The following is a 20,210-nucleotide window of genomic DNA, read 5'->3' as shown; positions in this document are numbered from 1 at the left end:
CCTGTGCGGGCGGAGGTCAGAGCCCGAGATCCTTGGCGATGATCGTCTTCATGACCTCGCTGGTGCCGCCGTAGATGCGGCTGACGCGGGTGTCGGCGTAGAGCCGCGCGATCGGGTACTCGGTGATGTAGCCGTAGCCGCCGTGCAGCTGCAGGCACTTGTCGATGACCCGGCCGGCGGCCTCGGTGCAGAACAGCTTGGCCTTCGCCGCGTCCGCGACCGTCAGCTCGCCCGCGTCGTGCAGGTCGAGGGCACGGTCGACCATGAGCCGGATCGCCTCGACCTCGGTGGCGCACTCGGCGAGGACGAACTTGGTGTTCTGGAACGACGCGACCGGCTTGCCGAACACCTTGCGGTCCTTGACGTACGCGATCGCGTGCGAGAGCGCCGCGGCCGAGGACGCCGATGCGCCGAATGCGATGGTCAGCCGCTCCTGCGCGAGATTGTGCGTCAGGTACGAGAATCCGGATCCCTCCTCGCCGAGCCGGTCCGTCACGGGCACCTTCACGTCGGTGAAGGACAGCTCGGCGGTGTCGGACGCCTTGAGGCCGATCTTCTCGATCTTGCGGCCCACGGCAAAGCCCTCGGAGGTGGTGTCGACGACGAGAATGCTCAGCCCCGCGCGGCGGTCCTCCGGCGTGGCGGGCGCCGTGCGGCACACCACGAGGATGCGGTCGGCGAGCGCACCACCGGTGATGAACGTCTTCGCGCCGTTGACGACGTAGTGGCTGCCGTCGGCCGACAGCTTCGCCGTCGTCGAGATGTTCGCCAGGTCCGACCCGGTGCCGGGCTCGGTCATCGCAATCGCGAACATCAGTTCACCCGAGGCGAATCCGGGCAGCCAGCGCTGCTTCTGCTCCTCGGAAGCGTACTCGAGCAGGTACGGCAGGATCAGGTTGGAATGCACCGAGTAGCTGCCGAAGGACACGCCCGCGGCGGCCGTCTCCTCGGCGACGACGGCGTTGAACTTGATGGACTTCTCGCCGCCCCCGCCGAACTCCTCGGGCACCTGGATGCCGAGCACGCCGAGCTCACCGAGACGGCGGTAGAAGTCGCGCGGCGGATGCCCCTCGACCTCCCAGTCGTGGTGGACCGGCGCGACCTCCTTGGCGATGAAGTCGCGGACGAGCTTGCGGAAGGCCTCGTGGTCCTCGTTGAACACGGTTCGCTGCACGGAAAGGTTCTCCTTCGAATGGGGTCGATGCGGATCAGAGTGCGTAGCTGCGCAGTACGCCCTTGCTGATGATCGTCTTCTGGATCTCGCTGGTGCCCTCGCCGATGAGCAGGAACGGTGCCTCGCGCATGAGCCGCTCGATCTCGTACTCCTTGGAATAGCCGTAGCCGCCGTGGATGCGGAAGCTGGCCTGGGTGACCTCCGAGCAGTACTCGCTGGTGAGGTATTTCGCCATGCCGGCGGCGACGTCGTTGCGCTCGCCGGAGTCCTTCAGCCGCGCGGCGTTGACCATCATCAGATGAGCGGCCTCGACCTTCGTCGCCATCTCCGCGAGGGAGAAGGAGATCGCCTGGTGCTGCGCGATGGGCTTGCCGAAGGTGGTGCGCTGCTGCGCGTACCGGGCGGCGAGTTCGAACGCGCGGATGGCGACGCCGCAGGCGCGGGCGGAGACGTTCACGCGGCCGACCTCGACGCCGTCCATCATCTGGTAGAAGCCGCGGCCGGGAGTGCCACCGAGGACATCGGTCGCCTTGGCGCGGTAGTTGTCGAAGATCAGCTCGGTGGTGTCGATCCCCTTGTAGCCCATCTTGTCGATCTTGCCGGGGATGGTGACGCCGGGGACGACCTCGCCGAAGCCGGCGGGCTTCTCCACGAGGAACGTGGTGAGATTCTCGTGGGGCTTGGCGGCACCCTCCTCGGTGCGCACCAGCGCGGCCACGAGGGTCGAGCTGCCGCCGTTGGTCAGCCACATCTTCTGGCCGTTGATCACGTAGTCGCCGTCGGCGTCACGCTTGGCCTTCGTGCGGATCGCGGCGACGTCCGAGCCCAGTTCCGGCTCGGACATAGAGAAGGCGCCGCGGGTCTCGCCGGTCGCCATCTTCGGCAGGTAGTAGTTCTTCTGCTCGTCGGTGCCGTGCTGGCGCAGCATGTAGGCGACGATGAAGTGGGTGTTGATCACGCCGGACACGCTCATCCAGCCGCGGGCGAGTTCCTCGACGCACAGGGCATAGGTGAGCAGCGACTCGCCGAGCCCGCCGTACTCCTCGGGGATCATCAGCCCGAACAGGCCCATCTCCCGCATCTGATCGACGATGGCCTGCGGGTAGGTGTCCGAGTGCTCGAGTTCCTGCGCGTTCGGGATGATCTCCCGGTCGACGAACTGCCGGACGGTGGCGAGGATCTCGGTCTGGAACTCGGTGAGGCCGAGGGTCTGGGCGAGACGGGTCATGCGAAGTCCTTCTCGAGGGCGGGGAGGGTGCCGGCGGGGACACCGACGGTCCCGTCGGTGGCGAGACGATCGATCTCCTCGGGCGTCAGGCCGAGGTGTTCGCTGAGGACGGCGGCGGTGTCGTCGCCGTTGGCCGGCGCCGGCCGGGGTGCGGGGTGGAGGCCGTCGAACGACATCGGCAGGCTGGGGGCCAGGTGCCCGCCGACGCGGGGCTGCTCGACGTACTGGAACATCGGATTGGCGGTGACGCGAGGGTCTTTCGCGATCTCGGCGAAGGTGCGGTACCGCTCGTGCAGGATCGAGGTGCCCGACAGGGCGGTCTCCACCTCGGCGGCGGTGTGCTCGCGGAACCACACGGCGAACAACGCGTCGAGTACCTCGCGGTGGCGGTAGCGGGCGCCCTCGTCGCGGAAGTCGGCGCCGAGGGCGGCTTCGAGCGCGTCGACCGCGGCCGTCGTGCCGGTCAGTTCGGTCAGGTCGCGGAAGTGGCGCGGGGTCAGCGCGACGACCATGAAGGACGCGCCGTCGGAGGTGGTGAAATCGCGACCGTAGGTGCCGTAGACGGCGTTGCCGATCCGGTCGCGGTCGGGCCCGCCGAGCTGGGCCTCGGCGAGGTAGCCGAGGTTGCCGACGGTGGCGAGGGCGACGTCTTCGAGGGGGAGCACGATCTTCGCGCCTGCACCCGTGACCTCGCGGCGGTGCACCGCGGACGCGACCGAGAGCGCGGCGTAGAGACCGCATGCGACGTCCCACGCCGGCAACAGGTGATTGACCGGTCCGGCGTGGCCGACGGGGCCGGTGGCGAGCGGGAAGCCCGCGGCGGCGTTGACGGTGTAGTCGACGGCGGAACCGCCGTCCGCGCGGCCCAGGACCTGCACGTGGATCAGATCGGGGCGGATCGTGGCGAGCTCGTCGTAGTTGAGCCAGTCGCGTCCCGCGGCGTTGGTGACGAGCACCCCGGCGTCGGTGATGAGGTCCCGGATCAGCTTGTGCGCGTTCGGGTCCCGGAAATCTGCCGCGAGGGAGCGCTTGCCCTTGTTCAGGCCCGCCCAGTAGATGGACTCGCCGTCCTCGGTGACGGGCCACCGGTGGTAGTCGGCAGCGCCGCCGATCGGGTCGACGCGGACGACCTCGGCGCCGAGCTGCGCGAGCGTCATGCCGCACAGTGGGGCTGCGATGAAACTCGAGACCTCGATGACCCGCACACCGGCCAGGGGCGCGGTGGACGAGGGAAGCTCGTCGATGGAAGCAGTGGAGTTCATATCGCCTGTCCTCATCCGGGCGGACGCCGGAGCCCAGGGCGCGCCGGCGAAGCTGTCCGAGCAAATATGCAGCACCGCCGGGCCACAGGGCCAACACCGTTCGGCTATAGGTCGGTTAGCGCCGATCAATGGCCCTCGCATTGGAGGGCCGGAAGTCCATAGGTTTCGACGATCGATCGATTCGTCGACGGGACATTGCCTCAGTGACCTAGACCACGTTGAATGGATCCCGAGCGCCTGATCGGTGCATCTCCTTCGATCGCCGACGCACCGTCCGATCGATATATCCCTTCGAGCCATTAAGGGGACACTCCGGTGACCACTGGCGAAATCTCGCACGACGCAGCGCACGGCGCCCCGCCGAAGGGGGCGGCACCACTCGTCAGCGGCAAGCAGGCATGGGGCATGACCGGCCTCGTGATCTTCCTGTACGTCGTCAACTACGCCGACAAGGCGGTGCTGGGCATCATCGCGCAGCCGCTGGCTCGCGAGCTGGGACTGTCCTCTTCCCAGATCGGCCTCGTCGGATCCCTGTTCTTCGTGACCTTCACACTCGGCGGCTTCCTGGCCGGCCCGCTCAACAAATACCTCACCCTGCGGTGGGCGCTGCTTGCGCTGGCCGCGATGTGGTCGGTGGTCATGCTGCCGCTGGTCGTCTCGGCGAGCCTGGTGATGCTGATCGTCACCCGCATGCTGCTCGGCCTGGCCGAAGGCCCCAGCTCGGCGCTCATGCACACCGCCGCGTACTCCTGGCATCCCCCGGCCAAGCGCGGTCTGCCCGGCGCCTTCCTCGCCGGCTCGGCGTCGGTTGCCAAGATCGCTCTCGCCCCGATCCTCGCCTACATCACGGTCGAGTGGGGCTGGCGGGCCGCCCTGGTCTCCCTGTCGATCCTCGGCGCCGTGTGGATGGCCTCGTGGCTGACCGGCTGGAAGGAAGGCCCGTTCACCGCGACGGCCGTGAAGAAGGGGACCGGCACCGCATCCACCGAACCGTCGGTGCCGTGGAAGAAGATCTTCCTCACCCGCACGTTCATCAGCTGCGCCGTCCTGATCATGGTCGTCTACGCGCTCACCACCGTCGTGCTGACCTGGCTGCCCTCCTACTTCGAGGTGGGCCTCGGCTACAGCGCCCTGCAGGCCGGTTCGATGTTCGCCCTGCCGTCGATCGTCGGTCTCGTCCTCATGGTCACCTCCGGTTCGGTCACCGACCGGCTCGCCCAGCGCGGCTACCGCTCCCGGGTCGTGCGGATCATCGTTCCCGGCATCGGCGTCCTCGTCTGCGGTTCGGTCCTGGTCTTCCTGCCCAGCATCGGCACCCCCGGCCTCGCCGTCGCGGCCGTGTCCATCGGCTACGGCTTCGGCGCGATCGTCTTCCCCCTGATCAACGCCGCCATCTCGGAGCTGTGCCCGCCGCAGCAGACCGCAGGCACGATGGGCGTGTTCCTCGCACTGATGGCGGTCGGCGGCCTGGTCGCCCCCTACGGCACCGGCGTGCTCGTCGACAACGCGGCCACCCCGGCCGAGGGCTACGCGACCGCCTTCCAGGTCATCGGTGCACTCGGCATCGTCGCGGCGATCCTCGTCCTGATCTTCGCGAACCCGGAGCGCGACCGCGCCGTCATCCGGGGCGAGTCGGACGCCACCGCGAAGGCATAGCTTCCGCCTAACGGAGTCATCCACCGAATGTCCTTTCCCCACCGGCCGGGTGCGTGATCGACTCGATATCGAGGACCACCACCCGGCCGGTCGTCGTCTCCGCTCCTCGCTCTTCTACTGCAGTAAGGAATCCCCATGCGCGATGCCGTGATCGTCGATGCCGTCCGTACTCCGATCGGGCGCCGTGGCGGTGCCCTGTCCGAGATCCATCCCGCCAACCTGTCGGCACACGTGCTCGGGGCCCTCGCCGACCGCACCGGGCTCGATCCCGCGTCGGTCGAGGATGTCGTGTGGGGTTGCGTGAGCCAGGTCGGCGAGCAGGCCGGAATCGTCTCACGCAGTGCCGTGTTCGCCGCCGGCTGGCCCGAGACGGTTCCGGCCACCACCGTGAACCGCGCCTGCGGGTCGAGCCAGCAGGCCGTCTCGTTCGCCGCGGCTACCGTGATCTCCGGTCAGAGCGACGTGGTCGTCGCCGGTGGCGTGGAGTCGATGAGCCGCGTCCCGATGGGCAGCGCGAGCAAGAACGGTGAGCACTTCCCGGCCGAGGTTCTCGAGCGGTTCGGTGTCGAGGGCTTCAGCCAGGGCACCGGCGCGGAGATGATGGCCGAGAAGTGGGGCCTGTCCCGCACCGCGCTCGACGAGTACTCGCTGCGCTCGCACGAGCTGTCCGCGGCCGCGACCGACGCCGGCGCCTTCGCCGGGCAACTCGCCCCGATCGCCGGCCTGAGCGCCGACGAGGGCATCCGCCGCGGGGGCAGCCTCGAGTCCCTGGCCAAGCTGAAGACCGTGTTCAAGGAGGACGGCGTGATCCACGCCGGCAACTCCTCGCAGATCTCCGACGGCGCCGGTGCCCTGCTGATCACCACGAGCGAGTACGCCGCGGCGCAGGGCTGGACCCCGATGGCCCGCATCCACACCGCCGTCGTCGCCGCCGACGATCCGGTCATCATGCTCACCGGTCCCATCGCGGCCACCGAGAAGGCGCTGAAGCGGTCGGGCCTGTCCATCGATGAGATCGGCGCCTTCGAGATCAACGAGGCGTTCGCCCCGGTGCCGCTCGCGTGGCAGATCGAGACCGGCGCCGCGATGGACCGGCTCAACCCCCTCGGTGGCGCCATCGGCGTCGGCCACCCGCTCGGCGGCTCCGGCGCGATCCTCATGACCCGTCTCGTGCACCACATGCGCGACAACGGCATCCGTTACGGCTTGCAGTCGATGTGCGAGGCCGGCGGCATGGCGAACGCCACCATCCTCGAACTGCTCTGACACCCCGCTTCGCATTTCACGAAAAGGAACGAAAGATATGGAACTGAAGGGTCTTTCCGTCGCGATCACCGGCGGCGCCTCCGGTCTCGGCCTGGCCACCGCCCGCCGCGTCCTCGACGCCGGCGGCACCGTCACCCTCATCGACCTGCCTGGCTCGCCGGGTGCCGACGTCGCGAGCTCCCTCGGTGACGGCGCGGCCTTCGCCGCCGCCGACGTCACCGACGCCGAGCAGTTCGCCGCCGCCCTCGACGTCGCGCACGAGCGCGGCGGCCTGCGCGGACTCGTGCACTGCGCCGGCGCCGGCCGGAAGATGCGCGTCCTCGACAAGGAGGGCAAGGCCGGTTCGCTCGAGGACTTCGAGTTCGTGATCCGGCTGAACCTGATCGGCTCGTTCAACGCGCTGCGTCTCGGTGCCGAGCGCATGGCCGCGCTCGAGCCGGTCGACGGCGAGCGTGGCGCCATCGTCATGACCGCGTCGGTCGCCGCCTTCGAGGGGCAGATCGGCCAGATCAACTACTCGGCGTCCAAGGCCGGCATCGTCGGCATGACCGTCGTCGCCGCCCGCGATCTGGCCAGCAAGAACATCCGCGTCAACACCATCGCGCCGGGCATCATGGACACCCCGCTGCTCGCGCGCCTGCGCGACGATGTGCGTGCCTCGCTCGAGAAGACCGTGCCGAACCCGGCGCGCCTGGGCCGCCCCGACGAGTTCGGCCGGCTGGCCACCAACATCCTCGAGAACGGCTACCTCAACGGTGAGACCATCCGTCTCGACGGTGCCATCCGCATGGCCCCGCGCTGAGGTGGGACGGATGACCATGAACCTGCCGGATCCGTCGACGATGTCGCTGTCCTACCCGGACGTGACGATGGGCGTGTGGGCGCCGAGCATGGCCGCCCTCTACGGCGACCGCCCGGCGATCGTCGACGGGGAACGGGTGTGCACGTACCGCGAGCTCGACGAGCGCTCCGCGCAGTTCGCCTCCGCCCTGCAGGGAGCCGGTGTCGCCCCGCGCGACGTGGTGCTGCTGCACGTGGGCAACTGCATCGAGTTCATCGTGGCCTATTACGGTGCGCTGCGGGCCGGCGCCACCGTGACGCTGGTCAACCCGCTGCAACCGGAACCGGGCCTGCGCAAGCAGATCGAGGAGACGGGCGCCGTGGCGGCGGTGACCCAGCCGCAGCAGCTCGGTGTCCTCCTCGGCGCCGCGGCGGGCACCACGGCCGTGACGATCGTGGTGGTCTCCGACGAGCCGGTGGAGGTGGCCCCCACCTCCGCGGCCGTCGTGCGGTACGACGAGTTCCTCGCCGGGCAGCCCACGGCGTTCACGCCGGCGGAGGTCGCCGGAACGGACGTCGCGCACCTGGCCTTCACCGGCGGTACCACCGGCATCTCCAAGGGCGTGCGCGTGCTGCACCGCAACGTGGTCGCCAACGTGACCCAGATGTGCGGGTGGCGGGCCGCCCACCAGGTCGTCACCACCGGCGACGGGCTGGTCGCGCTGCGCCCGATCGAGGGTCTCGATGTGCACGGGGTGATCCCCGGCGAGGGCGCCACCGTCGTCGTGTCGCCCCTGTTCCATGCCCACGCGCTGATCAACACGTCGTTCCTGCTGCTGTGCGGCCTCACCCAGGTGCTCGCGGGCCGCTTCGACCCCGCCCGCATGCTCGAGCTCGTGGAGCGGCACCGCGCCAGCTACATCACCGGCAGCCCGGCCATGTGGCATGCGCTGGCCACCCACCCCGACGTCGCCCGCCGTGACACCACGTCGGTGCGGGTCGTGTCGTCGGGGGCGGCGCCGATCGACCACGTCACGCTCGAGGCGCTCGGTACGGCGTTCCCGAACGCCCGCGTGGCCGAGGGCTACGGCCTGACCGAGGGCACGTGTGTGGTCACCGCCATGCCGCTGATCATCGGGTCCACCTATCGTCTCGGCAGTGTGGGCCTGCCCGTCTTCGACACCGAGATCGAGATCCGGGTCCAGGACGATCCGAGCGTCGTCCTCGGCGAGGGCGAGCGCGGCGAACTGTGGGTCCGTGGGCCTCAGGTGACCGACGGCTACCTCGGCCATCCCGAGATCACGGCCCAGCAGTACGTGGACGGCTGGCTCGACACCGGCGACATCGCCTACCGCGACGCCGACGGCTACGTCTATATCTGCGACCGCGCCAAGGACATGCTGATCTACAAGGGCTACAACGTGTATCCGCGTGAGCTCGAGGAGATCCTGGTGTCCCATCCTGCGGTGTCGACGGCGGCGGTGGTCGGCCGCGAGGCCGGCAACGTCGGGCAGGAACCGGTCGCCTTCGTGGTGCCGGTGCCGGGCGCGCAGCCCGACCCTGCCGAGCTGATGGCATTCGTTGCCGAGCAGGTCCTGCCCTACAAGAAGATTCGCGAGGTCGTCCTCGTGGACGCGCTGCCCACCTCCGCGGCGGGCAAGGTGCTCAAGACGGATCTGCGGGCCCGGATCGAGCAGGCCGCGGCCTCACGCTGAACCGGCAGCCGGGTACCGCGACGGTGCCCGGCTGTCGCCCTGTCGCCGTGTCGCCGTGTCGCCGTGTCGCCGTGTCGCCGTGTCGCCGTGTCACCGCGTCACCGCGTCGCCGCGTCGCCGCGTCGCCGAGCGAATGGACCATGCTGTCGGTCTGACGAGGTGAGCGATACATTCGCTCGGACGAACAGACGAAAAGGGGCGGTGCCTTCGACAGGCACCGCCCCTCGTCGCGTTCCGGGGTCAGCCGCGCTGGGCCTGCTTGACCAGTCCGCCGCCGATGATCAGACGCTGGATCTCGCTGGTGCCCTCGTACAGGCGCAGCAGCCGCACGTCCCGGTAGATCCGCTCGACCGGCACCTCCCGCATGTACCCGGTGCCGCCGTGGATCTGCACCGCCAGGTCGGCGACCTTGCCGACCATCTCGGTGCAGAACAGCTTCGCCACCGACGGTGCGATCCGCCGGTCGGTGCCCTCCACCCACGCCCGCGCCGCGTCGCGCACCAGCGCCCGCCCGGCCATCACCCCGGTCTGCTGATCGGCGAGCATCGCCTGCACCAGCTGGAAGTTGCCGATCGCGGTGCCGCCCTGCGTCGCGGTCGCCGCGTACGCGACCGACTCGTCCAGCGCGCGCTGCGCCTGCCCCACCGACAGCGCCGCGATGTGCACCCGCCCGCGGGCCAGGGAGGTCATCGCGGCCTTGTAGCCGACGTCCTCGCTGCCGCCGACCAGCGCCGCGGCCGGCACCCGCACGTCGGTGAAGTGCACGTCCGCCGTCCAGGACCCCTCCTGGCCCATCTTGCGGTCCTTGGCGCCGACCTGCACCCCGTCGGTGTCGGCCGGGACCAGGAACACCGCGATGCCGGTGCCGTTCTCGTCGGCGGGGCGGGTGCGGGCGAAGACGACGAACAGGTCCGCGAGCGGGGCGTTGGTGATGAACCGCTTCTCACCGGTGATAATCCAGTCGTCGCCGTCGCGCACGGCCTTGGTGCGCAGCCCGGCCGGGTTCGAGCCGGCGCCGGGCTCGGTCAGCGCGAAGGACGCGACGACCTCGCCGGAGGCGATCTTCTCGAGCCACTGCGCCTTCTGCTCGTCGGTGCCGAACCCGACGAGGACCTGCCCGGCGATGCCGTTGTTGGTGCCGAACATCGACCGCAGCGACAGCGTGGTGTAGCCCAGCTCCATCGCCAGCTCGGCGTCCTGCGCCAGGTTCAGGCCCAGCCCACCCCACTCCTGCGGGATGGCGTACCCGAACAGGCCCATCTCCTTGGCAGCGGTGCGGATGTCGTCCGGAATCGCGTTGGTGTCGGCGATCTCCTGCTCGCGCGGCACCACCACGCCGCGCACGAACGCGCGGGTCTGGGCGAGGATTTCCTGGAAGTCGTCGTCGTCGACCTGGGCAGCCGGCGTCGCAGTCGAGGTTGTCATGAATCCACCATCGGTTTCCGGGGCGGCGGGTGTCCAATACGAATCACCCCATCGCCACATAGGCACTGTCGATGAATGGGGCGGGGTCGAATCACCGGTCCTCTCGGTATATTCGGAGCATCAGCCGACGGGCGTCGCCCGCGTCCTCGATTCATCGGTGCCTTCCCACCGTCCCCGGACCGGGTGGGCTCGTGCGAAAGGAACCTCATGTCACTGCTGGAGAACCGAACCGCCGTCATCACCGGAGGCGCTCAGGGCATCGGTTTCGCGATCGCACAGGAGTTCGTCGACGCCGGCGCCCGGGTCGTCCTCGGCGACCTCGACCTCGATGCCGCGACAGCCGCCGCCGAGAAGCTCGGTGGCCGCGAGGTGGCCCGGGCGGTGCGGTGCAACGTGGTGAACGCGGAGGAGTGGGACACGCTCCTCGCGGAGGCCGTCGACGGGTTCGGCTCGCTCGACGTCGTCGTCAACAACGCCGGCATCACCCGCGACGCGACGATGCGCACCATGACCGAGGAGGACTTCGATCTGGTGATCGCCGTCCACCTCAAGGGCACCTGGCACGGCACCCGCAAGGCGTCGGCGATCATGCGCGATTCCAAGCGTGGCGCCATCGTCAACATCTCCTCGCTCTCCGGCAAGGTCGGCATGGTCGGCCAGACCAACTACTCGGCCGCGAAGGCGGGCATCGTCGGCCTCACCAAGGCGGCCGCGAAGGAGATGGCGCACCACGGCGTGCGGGTCAACGCGATCCAGCCGGGCCTGATCCGTTCCGCGATGACCGAGGCGATGCCGCAGAAGGCCTGGGATCAGAAGATGAGCGAGATCCCCATGGGCCGGCCCGGCGAGGTGTCCGAGATCGCGTCCGTGGCCCTCTTCCTCGCGTCCGACATGTCCTCGTACATGACCGGTACGGTACTCGAGGTCACCGGCGGCCGATTCATGTGAGTCCCTGTCTCACAGTCTCTTTCACAATCACTCTCCTCTCCCGAAGGTCGTCATGCGCGAAGTAGTCATCTGCGAGCCCGTCCGCACTCCCATCGGCCGCTACGGCGGAATGTTCAAGTCCCTCACCGCCGTCGACCTCGGTGTCGCCGCACTGAAGGGTCTTCTCGACCGCACCGGAATCGCCCCCGACGCGATCGAGGACGTCATTCTCGGCCACTGCAACGGCAACAGCGAGGCCCCCGCCATCGGCCGCGTCGTCGCGCTCGACGCGGGCCTGCCGATCACGGTGCCCGGCATGCACATCGACCGTCGCTGCGGCTCCGGCCTGCAGGCCGTCATCCAGGCTGCGCTCCAGGTGGGCAACGGCGACAACGAGGTCGTCGTCGCCGGTGGTGCCGAGTCGATGAGCAACGCCTCGTTCTACTCCGTCGACATGCGCTGGGGCGGCGCCCGCACCGGCGTGCAGATGCACGACAGCCTCGTGCGTGCCCGGGCCACCGCCGGCGGCCGCTTCTACCCGGTGCCCGGCGGCATGATCGAGACCGCCGAGAACCTGCGCCGCGACTACGGCATCAGCCGGCTCGAACAGGACGAGCTCGCGGTGTCCTCGCACGCCCGCGCCGTCGCCGCGCAGAAGAACGGCATCCTCGCCGAGGAGATCGTCCCGGTCACCGTCACGACCCGCTCCGGTGACGACGTCATCGACACCGACGAGCATCCCCGCCCGGACGTCACCGTCGAGTCGCTGGCGAAGCTGAAGCCGATCATGGGCAAGCAGGATCCCGAGGCCACGGTCACCGCCGGTAACGCCAGCGGCCAGAACGACGCCGCGTCCATGTGCCTCGTCACCACCCCCGAGCGCGCCGCGGAGCTGGGCCTGACCCCGCTCGTGCGGGTCGTGTCCTGGGGCCTGGCCGGTGTGGCTCCGAAGATCATGGGCATCGGCCCGGTTCCGGCCACGGAGAAGGCCCTCGCCAAGGCCGGCATCACGCTCGCCGACGTCGACGTGATCGAACTCAACGAGGCCTTCGCGGCGCAGGCACTCGCGGTGACTCGCGAATGGAAGTTCGGCGCAGCCGATTTCGAGCGCACCAACGTCCACGGGTCCGGCATCTCGCTGGGCCACCCGGTCGGCGCGACCGGCGGCCGCATGCTGGCGACGCTCGCCCGGGAACTGCACCGCCGCGACGGCCGTTACGGCCTCGAGACGATGTGCATCGGCGGCGGTCAGGGTCTGGCCGCGGTGTTCGAGAGGGTGTAGGCCGCTTCGCGGCCGGTGCGTCCTTTGGGCTGTGGGAGCAACTCAAAGGACGCACCGGCGCGTCAGCGCCGCCGTACCAGGTCGACGAACGCCTGACCCACCGCAGACAGGGTCGCCGGATCGAACGCGAGCCCGTACGTGCCCACCAGCCGCGGCTCGCATGCGCGCACCACGAGCCGGTCCCCGGCGGCCTCCGCCGGCACCCGATCCACGATCGACCCGCCGAGTCCGGCTGCCACCATCGGCAGCCGGACTTCGCGCTGGCCGACCAGGACGGAGATCTCCGGACGGGCACCGGCCGCGCGCAGCGCCGACTCCACCGCATCGACCATCGACCCACCGGTCGGCGCGAACACCATGGGGATGTCCGGCAGCTCGGACAGGTGGATCGGGCCCTCCGGCAGCTCGGATCCCGGCGGATACGCCAGCCACCACTCCTGCTCGCCCAGCTCGATCACCTCGAGTCCGTCGCCGCCCTCGAGCGGCAGGTGCGCAACGACGAACTCGCAGTGACCGTCGCGGATCAGCGACGCGACCAGCTCCTCGTCCTGCAGGGCCGAGAACCGCACCGCGACCTTGGGATATTCGCGGCGGAACCGCGCGATCAGCTCCACCAGCGGGCCGGCGGACAGTGCCGGGAAGGCCATGATGTCGAGCCGGCCCGCCACCGCGCCGTCCGACGTGGCGAGCAACTCCTCGACCGCGGTCACGTCACGCAGGATCTGCCGGCTCGGGCCGATGAGGCTGCGGCCCGCCGCGGTGAGAACCATGCCGCGACCGATGCGGTGGAACAGCTCGACGCCGAGCTCGCGTTCGAGGCTGCGCAGGGCCTGCGACACCGTCGGCTGCGCGACGCCGAGCGCGGTCGCGGCCCCGTTGATGCCGTTGTTCTCGACGACCGCGAGGAAGTACTCCACCTGCCGGAAATCCACAGTCCTACACTCCCTGCCGCAGTGTCGAGGCGACGTCGAGGAACGCCGCCGCGGCCGGCGACGGCTCGCCCGCCCGCAGCACGAGTCCGACGGGCCGGGTCAGTGGCGGCTCCAGCGGCCGCACCGTCACCGTGGGCATCTGCTGTTCGGCCACCGGCCTGGGCACCACCGTTGCGCCGGTGCCCAGGCACACCAGTCCCCACGTCGCCGCCGGGTGGGCGCAGTCGACGACGACATTGGCGGCGTTCTCGGCGAGCAGCCCGCCCGCCTTCGCGGCGTTGGTCCGGTCGCCGAGATCGACGACGAGGGGTACGTCCCGCACACGGGTGCGCGGGATCGGGTCCGGCAGGTCGGCCGCGAGGTCGTGGTGGAGGGCGAGCACGAGCTCCTGCTCGAACAGCGGCACGGTGATCATGCCCGCGTGCTCGACCGACAGGTCGGTCACGCCGATCTCCGCCTCGCCGCGGCGCAGCGCGGTGTGCACCCCGGCGGGACCGTCCGTGTCGACGATCCGCACCAGGATGTGCGGGTAGCGGTCACGGAAGCGGCGGGCGAGCTCGATCATCGGGTCGAACGAGAACGACGAGTACGTCACCACGTCGACGCGGCCCGAGGCGAGTTCGCGTACCGCGGCGACCTTCGCCTTCGCCCGTTCGACGTCGGCGAGGATGCGGCGCGCCGCTACGTCGAGCCGGCGGCCGTCCTCGGTGAGCGTGAGCCGGCGCCCGGTCCGGTCGAACAGGGTTGTGCCGAGCCGACGTTCGAGTGTGCGAATGGCCTGCGACAGCGACGGCTGCGAAATGTAGAGGGACTGGGCGGCCTTCGTGATCCCACCCCGGTCGACGACCGCGACGAAATAGGTGATGAGGTGAAGGTCCACCGGCTCATCGTACGGGGACGGCGGTTGCCGGCATCCAGCGGTCCGGGTCGGTACCGCACCCGGTGACCACGTCCCGGTCGGCGAGAACCAACAGGTGGGCGTCGGTCTCCCGCACCGCGAGCCGGCACAGACGCGGCGACATCGTCTCGAACGGACGGGACCACGAGATCCGCGTGGCGACCTCCCACGCCGTGGAACCGGGATGCCGGGACACGGCCTCGGCGATCTCGGCCAGACGTTCCTCGTGGTGGCCGAGCAGCGCCTGCGCGCGGGAAGCGACACCGCGGAAGCGGTATTCGTGGGCGGGGAAGACCTCGCCGTCGGGCAGGCTCGTGGTGGCGTGCAGCGACAGCAGGTAGCGGTGCAACGGATTCGGCAGTTCGCCCGGGACGGTGGAGATGTTGGGACTGATGCGGGGGAGCATGTGGTCGCCGCTGAACACCAGCTCGTGGGTGCGATCGACGAAGCACAGGTGGCCGGGGGTGTGGCCGGGCGTCCACACGGCGTGCAGGTCCCAGCCCGGCAGATCCAGGGGGGTGCCGTCGTCGAGCACGACGTCGAGCGACTCGCGCGGCCCGAACCGGACCAGTTCCATGACCTCGCCCGATCGGACCTCTTCGGGGGCTCCGAGCCGGGCCAGCTGCCGGGCCCAGGCCGCGGTGAACCCTTCCCGATCCGTGGCGGTGTGGTGGCCGAGCAGCGACGCGTCGGCGGCGTGCATCGCCAGTGCGGCACCGCTGACCTCGCGCAGCCGCGGCGCCAGGCCGAAGTGGTCCGGGTGCAGGTGCGTGATCGCCGCGAACCGGACCTCGGTGATGTCGTGCCCGGTCTGCCGGATTCCGTCGACCAGGGCCTGCCACGACTGTTCGGAGTCCCAGCCGACGTCGATCAGGGCCAGGCCGTCGGGCAGGGCCAGCGCGTAGACCAGCACGTAGCGCAGCGGGTTCTTCGGCATGGGCACGGGAATCGACCACAGCCCGGGCCGGACCTGCTCGACCGGTGGCAGCTCGCCGCGCCGCCACGCCTCCTGCTGCACGACGCCGACGACCTCGACCGCGGTCACGACACCTCCCCCGCGAGGGTGTCGCGCAACGTGCGCTTGAGGATCTTGCCGCTGGCGTTGCGCGGCAGCTCGCTCACGAAGTGGATGCGCTGCGGCTTCTTGTAGGAGGCGAGCCGGCTGGTGGTGAACGCGACCAGTTCGCTCTCGTCCGGCACGGCGGCACCGTCGGCCACCCGCACGACGGCGGTGACGGCCTCGCCCCACTTGCGGTCGGGGACCCCGACCACGGCGACCTCGGCGACGGCGGGATGTTCGGCGAGCACCGACTCCACCTCGATCGGGTAGACGTTCTCCCCGCCGGTGATGATCATGTCCTTCACCCGGTCGGTGACGAACAGGTAGCCGTCCTCGTCGAGGTGGCCGGCGTCGCCGGTGCGCAGGAACCCGTCGTGGGTGAACAGCGCCGCGGTCTCCTCCGGGCGCCGCCAGTAGCCGGACGTGTTGTGGCGGGAGCGGCACACGATCTCGCCGGACCCTCCCACCGGCAGGTCCTCCCCGGTCGCCACGTCGCGGATGGCGATCTCCACACCGGGCATGGGACGGCCTGCCGAGCGCAGCAGGTAGGAGCGGGGACCGGTCGGGTCGTGATCCTCGACGCGCAACGCGGTGACGGAGCCGCTCGTCTCCGTCATCCCGTAGCGCTGGACGAATCCGCATCCGAGGGTGTGCACGGCTCGGCGCAGCATCGACGGCGTGACGGGGGAGGCGCCGTAGAAGATCAACTGCAGGCTCGACAGGTCGAACGTGTCCAGGCCGGGCAGGTCGAGCAGCATCTGGACGGTCGCGGGCACCAGGAACGCATGGGTGATGCGATGGCGTTCGACGAGCGACGCGACGGTGCGTGGCTGGAACTCGCCGAGCAGGACGGCGTGCACACCGGCGGACAGGCAGGTGCTCAGCCATCCGGCCCCGGCGATGTGGAACAGCGGCATCGCGTTCAGCGCCACCGAGTCGGGCCGCCAGTGGTAGATGCGCTGTCCCTCCTCGTCGTTGTGGAGGTTGCGGTGGGTGATGAGCACCCCCTTCGGCGTGCCGGTGGTGCCGGAGGTGTACAGCTGCAGCAGCGTCGTGTCGGGGTCGTCGCCGCGGCCGGGATCGGTGTCGGCGCCGGTGGCGGTGAGCCGTTCCCACGTCCACGCCCCGGGCAGCAGGTCGTCGCCGGGATCGGTGTCGACGAGGACGACGGGCAGGCCGGGCAGTGCGGCACGGATCGCCTCGGCTGCCGCTGCGAACCCGGATTCGACGACGAGCACGTCGAGTTCCGCGTCCTCGGCGATGCGGGCGGCCTCCGCCGGGGTGAGCCGCCAGTTCAGGGGGACGAACACCAGCCCCGCTTTCCCGCAGGCGACGAAGGTCTCGGCGGCCTCGAGCCGCATGCGCAGGAGCGCTCCGATCCGACCGCCGCGGCGGGCCAGACCGCTCAGGGCGGTCGCGAGCCGATTGGTGCGCCGATCGAGTTCGGCGAAGGTGACGGTGGTGTCGCCGCAGGTCAGTGCAAGTGCGTCCGGCCGTTCCGCCGCGTGCTGCCGGACCCGCTGCGGAAGGTGCAGACCGCTCACATCCCACTCCTCGTTCCGTTCGGCGAGCGCCTCGATGTCGGGCCGCCGTGCCCGATCAGTCGATCACCAGCGCCTCGGCGGAACAAAGTCCAAGATCCACAGCGACCGATAGCGAGTGCCTATGTCGGGACCGGCGGCGCGCGACTGTCCTTGCGCGCGGAGGTGCTTCCTGCGCGGGTACGGTCCCCGACGGACGCGCGCAAGGAGCACGGCCGCGCGCGGATGTTCGGCTCAGCCCGAGGCTCAGCGCCCGAGCACAGCGACGACGCGGCGGAGCCCGTCGAGGTCCGGCGCAGTGTCCAACGTGAGCTGCCAGTCGGTGCCGGTCCACGGATCGGCCATGTGGGTGCCCGGCGCCACCGGTAGGTGCTGAGCCTCCTGCGAGAGCAGGTCCAGCAACGGCTCGTCCGTCACACCGTCGTCCTCGCCGACGATGATCACCGAAACCGGCTGTGTCGCAGACGCCTCCACGATCCGGATGACGTGCCTCAGATCGTCACGGGTGTAGCCGTGCGGGATACCCGCGAGCACCACGATCCGTGGCGCCGGTGGCTCGGCACCCGGATCCGCGGCCGCGGCCAGGGCGGCGAGATCGACCGTGTGCGCCACGTCGCGCAGCCGGGGTCCGATGTCCGGGACGTCGCGGACGACCGGGCTCGTCACTGCGAAGGACACCACATCGGTGAGGGCGGACAACGCACCGGCCGTGTCGACGATGTCGAGTCGCGCCGCCGGGTGCGCCGCGAGGAGCCGCACCACGAGGGCCGACACGATCGGGGCGGCGGCGACGGAGTCCCCGTCGACCCACAGCGGGCGCCGCAGCGGCAACGGGAGGCACAACGGAAGTGTCGGCGAGTCGCGATCCGGGGCCCCGAGTTCGCCTATCCGCAGCCCGTTTCCGCCGAGACCCGGCCGCTGCCACGCCGGTGCGTCCCACGAGGCCATCGCCGCGGGCAGGGCCGCGCCGACGGCGCGCAGTTCCTCGGTCAACAACGCGGTGTCGGCGGCGTGCCGGGCCCGAGCCGCGGCGATCAGCTCGTCGCATCGCCGATTCGCCTCGGCCCGAGCCTGGTCGGCGGCCGGTCCGGTGCGGCGGGCCGGGTCGGAGACGGCTGCGGACAGTTCCTCGTCGAGCCGGTGCAGTGCGTAGTCGTGCGCGGAGACCAACGCGGCGGCAGAGCGGGATGCGTCCTCGAAGATCTGCCAGGTCCGCTCCCACGCCTGCTCCGGTTCGACCGGCACCGTCGCCGGGGTATCCGGCGAGGGCGGAGCCGGCTCGTCGTCGACGTCCACTCCGTGCGCGCGGAACAGTTCGGCGAGTCCACCGGTATACCCCTGGCCCACCGCCCGCAGCTTCCATCCGCCGTCGCGGCGGTACAACTCCCAGCAGATCACCGCCGACTCGGCACCGCCGGCGGGCGCGTCGAACGTCGCCGGCCCGGATCCGGGCGGCCCGGTCAGGTCGGTGGACAGCGCGCCCACCGGCCCTCGGTCCGAGGAGACCGCCAACAGCACCGCGGCGGCCTGCGGGCACACCCGGTCGAGATCCACGACGACGGCGTCGCCGGCCAGGTCCACGCCCAGCGCCCCGGGCTGGTTGTAGAACACGGCGTCGGCGGAGGTGCGTACCTGCAGGTTCGCGTCGACCACCAGCGCGCACACGTCCAGCGGCCCTGCCGCGCGCGCCGTGAAGCGGACCCGGCGCGCCGTCAGCGGGGCGTTCTGCCCCGCCGCGAATCTCCCCGTCACGGCGTCAGGACACCAGGAACCGGCCGAGCTGCGGCGCGGCCTCCCCGGGATGCTTGGCCTGGATGCCCTCGCCGATCGCCTGAAGCTTCCAGTCCTGCCCCTGCCGGTACACCTTGGCCATCACCATGCCGGTGAACGGCATACCGCCCTGCAGGGTGTAGCGGGCCAGCTCGGCGTTGTTGGTGCCGTCCACCAGCCGGCAGAACGCGTTCGCGACCTGCTCGAAGGTGTGCCCCTTGTACGAGGTGACGATGAACATGACCGTCGTAATGTGGGCCGGGACCCGGGTGAGGTCGACGAGCACGACCTCGTCGTCGCCGGCGCCCTCGCCGGTGAGGTTGTCGCCCTGGTGCTGGACCGAGCCGTCCTTGGACCGCAGCTGGCCGTAGTACGCGACGTCGACGAGGTTCTGGTCGGCGAACAGCACGGCCGACGCGTCGAGGTCGATGTCGGCGGCACGGTTGCCGAACAGACCGCGCTTCGCGATCGGATCCCAGCCCAGCCCCATGCGCAGGTAGGTCAGGGCCACACCGCCCTCCTTGCGGAGGGTGACCTTCTGGCCCTTGACGAGGCTGACCGGCCGGCTCTTGGTGAGGCTGACCTCGGGCTGGGCGTCCTGCGCCGGCTGCGGCGCGGAGGCCTGCACGTACGGCTGCGGCGGGGCCGGCTGCTGGTAGGGCTGCTGAGCAGAAGGCGGCGGCGTGGAGTAGGCCGGCGGTACGGGCGGCGCGGCCGGGACCGACGGCGGCACGGGCTGCGCAGGCTGCGGTGCGGGCTGAGCCGTTTGCGGCGCCGCCGCGGGCGCGTCGTCGACGCTCACCCCGTGATCGGTCACGAGCGCGGCGAACCCGCCCGCGTATCCTTGGCCGACGGCCCGCACCTTCCACGCGCCCTGCCGCCGGTACAGCTCGAGGGCGATCACGATCGACTCGCTGCTCAGCCCGTCGATCCGGTACTCGTAGAGGACGTTGCCCGCGGTGTCGGAGACCCGCGCTGACGGCGGGGCGAAGCGACCGAAGCTGCTCGACGCGTCGTCGAGGGTGATGACCGCGCGCACCTGGTCGATGTCTGCCGGCACCTGGTTCAGCGACACGGCCAGCGACGCGGCCTGCCCGGGAGCGCCCGGCACGAGCCGCACCCCCGGCCCGCTCGGCTGGTTGAAGAAGACGAAGTCGGCGTCGGAGCGCACCTTGCCGTCGGCCTTGACCAACAGGGCAGACAGGTCGGCCGGGGTGGTCAGCTCGAGCGAGACGACGACGTCGGTGGCGGTGAGGGGGCCGTTCTGACCCTTGGCGAGAGATACGGGCACGGG

General features: G+C 70.4%; 16 protein-coding genes. 6 read left to right on the top strand and 10 right to left on the bottom strand.

Features of this window, described 5'->3' with window-relative positions; translation table 11 throughout:
* Positions 1-16 precede the first annotated feature (16 nt).
* The 3 genes from KZJ41_RS26835 to KZJ41_RS26825 are packed head-to-tail and all read right to left on the bottom strand — an operon-like array spanning position 17 to position 3,664.
* Positions 17-1,174, bottom strand: coding sequence for an acyl-CoA dehydrogenase family protein (locus KZJ41_RS26835; RefSeq protein WP_065923332.1), 1,158 nt, complete (start codon positions 1,172-1,174; stop codon positions 17-19).
* Between the two features lie 34 nt (positions 1,175-1,208).
* A complete protein-coding gene (locus KZJ41_RS26830) occupies positions 1,209-2,402 on the bottom strand; it encodes an acyl-CoA dehydrogenase family protein (protein WP_006944025.1) in 1,194 nt (397 codons plus the stop codon).
* Positions 2,399-3,664 carry a CoA transferase gene (locus tag KZJ41_RS26825; RefSeq protein ID WP_065923333.1) on the bottom strand — a complete coding sequence of 422 codons (1,266 nt, stop codon included), beginning with the start codon at positions 3,662-3,664 and terminating at the stop codon, positions 2,399-2,401. Before KZJ41_RS26825 ends, KZJ41_RS26830 begins: the two co-directional genes overlap by 4 nt.
* Positions 3,665-3,979: 315 nt before the next feature.
* On the opposite strand from KZJ41_RS26825, the gene KZJ41_RS26820 reads away from it, so the two are divergent.
* The 4 genes from KZJ41_RS26820 (at position 3,980) to KZJ41_RS26805 (ending at position 9,081) form a co-directional block, all read left to right on the top strand.
* Positions 3,980-5,320: an MFS transporter gene (locus tag KZJ41_RS26820; protein WP_006944017.1), complete on the top strand. Its 1,341-nt coding sequence runs from the start codon at positions 3,980-3,982 to the stop codon at positions 5,318-5,320.
* Between the two features lie 135 nt (positions 5,321-5,455).
* Positions 5,456-6,586: an acetyl-CoA C-acyltransferase gene (locus KZJ41_RS26815; RefSeq protein ID WP_006944012.1), complete on the top strand. Its 1,131-nt coding sequence runs from the start codon at positions 5,456-5,458 to the stop codon at positions 6,584-6,586.
* Between the two features lie 37 nt (positions 6,587-6,623).
* Positions 6,624-7,388, top strand: a complete 765-nt coding sequence (locus tag KZJ41_RS26810; RefSeq protein ID WP_006944010.1) for an SDR family NAD(P)-dependent oxidoreductase — start codon at positions 6,624-6,626, stop codon at positions 7,386-7,388.
* Positions 7,389-7,398: 10 nt separating this feature from the next.
* Positions 7,399-9,081 (top strand): class I adenylate-forming enzyme family protein, encoded by a 1,683-nt coding sequence (locus tag KZJ41_RS26805; protein WP_065923593.1) that lies wholly within the window; start codon positions 7,399-7,401, stop codon positions 9,079-9,081.
* Positions 9,082-9,321: 240 nt separating this feature from the next.
* Here the strand turns inward: KZJ41_RS26805 and KZJ41_RS26800 are convergent, their stop codons facing one another.
* Entirely contained in the window at positions 9,322-10,506 is a 1,185-nt protein-coding gene (locus KZJ41_RS26800; RefSeq protein WP_029546608.1) for an acyl-CoA dehydrogenase family protein, read from the bottom strand.
* Between the two features lie 207 nt (positions 10,507-10,713).
* Here KZJ41_RS26800 and fabG point away from each other — a divergent pair, with 207 nt between their 5' ends.
* Both fabG and KZJ41_RS26790 read left to right on the top strand, forming a co-directional pair.
* Positions 10,714-11,454: a 3-oxoacyl-ACP reductase FabG gene (gene fabG / locus KZJ41_RS26795; RefSeq protein WP_006944004.1), complete on the top strand. Its 741-nt coding sequence runs from the start codon at positions 10,714-10,716 to the stop codon at positions 11,452-11,454.
* Between the two features lie 52 nt (positions 11,455-11,506).
* On the top strand, positions 11,507-12,715 hold the full coding sequence (locus KZJ41_RS26790) for an acetyl-CoA C-acetyltransferase (RefSeq protein WP_029546606.1): 1,209 nt from the start codon (positions 11,507-11,509) through the stop codon (positions 12,713-12,715).
* A 62-nt stretch (positions 12,716-12,777) separates the two neighbouring features.
* Here KZJ41_RS26790 and KZJ41_RS26785 read toward each other — a convergent pair whose 3' ends face one another.
* The 6 genes from KZJ41_RS26785 to KZJ41_RS26760 all read right to left on the bottom strand — a co-directional run bounded on the left by KZJ41_RS26785 (position 12,778) and on the right by KZJ41_RS26760 (position 20,207).
* On the bottom strand, positions 12,778-13,647 hold the full coding sequence (locus KZJ41_RS26785; RefSeq protein WP_043799932.1) for a LysR family transcriptional regulator: 870 nt from the start codon (positions 13,645-13,647) through the stop codon (positions 12,778-12,780).
* 4 nt (positions 13,648-13,651) lie between these two features.
* Positions 13,652-14,527, bottom strand: coding sequence for a LysR family transcriptional regulator (locus tag KZJ41_RS26780; protein WP_050036093.1), 876 nt, complete (start codon positions 14,525-14,527; stop codon positions 13,652-13,654).
* A 4-nt stretch (positions 14,528-14,531) separates the two neighbouring features.
* Positions 14,532-15,590: an MBL fold metallo-hydrolase gene (locus KZJ41_RS26775; protein ID WP_006941752.1), complete on the bottom strand. Its 1,059-nt coding sequence runs from the start codon at positions 15,588-15,590 to the stop codon at positions 14,532-14,534.
* A complete protein-coding gene (locus KZJ41_RS26770; RefSeq protein ID WP_102800191.1) occupies positions 15,587-17,149 on the bottom strand; it encodes a long-chain-fatty-acid--CoA ligase in 1,563 nt (520 codons plus the stop codon). Before KZJ41_RS26770 ends, KZJ41_RS26775 begins: the two co-directional genes overlap by 4 nt.
* Before the next feature lie 243 nt (positions 17,150-17,392).
* Complete coding sequence (locus KZJ41_RS26765) at positions 17,393-18,898, bottom strand: TerD family protein (RefSeq protein ID WP_006941750.1); 1,506 nt, start codon at positions 18,896-18,898, stop codon at positions 17,393-17,395.
* Between the two features lie 4 nt (positions 18,899-18,902).
* Positions 18,903-20,207, bottom strand: a complete 1,305-nt coding sequence (locus tag KZJ41_RS26760) for a TerD family protein (RefSeq protein ID WP_006941749.1) — start codon at positions 20,205-20,207, stop codon at positions 18,903-18,905.
* Between the last annotated feature and the right edge of the window lie 3 nt (positions 20,208-20,210).

Source organism: Rhodococcus sp. 11-3 (genome assembly GCF_023704055.1).
Classification (GTDB): domain Bacteria; phylum Actinomycetota; class Actinomycetes; order Mycobacteriales; family Mycobacteriaceae; genus Rhodococcus; species Rhodococcus aetherivorans.
This window is presented reverse-complemented; position numbering and strand designations above follow the sequence as displayed.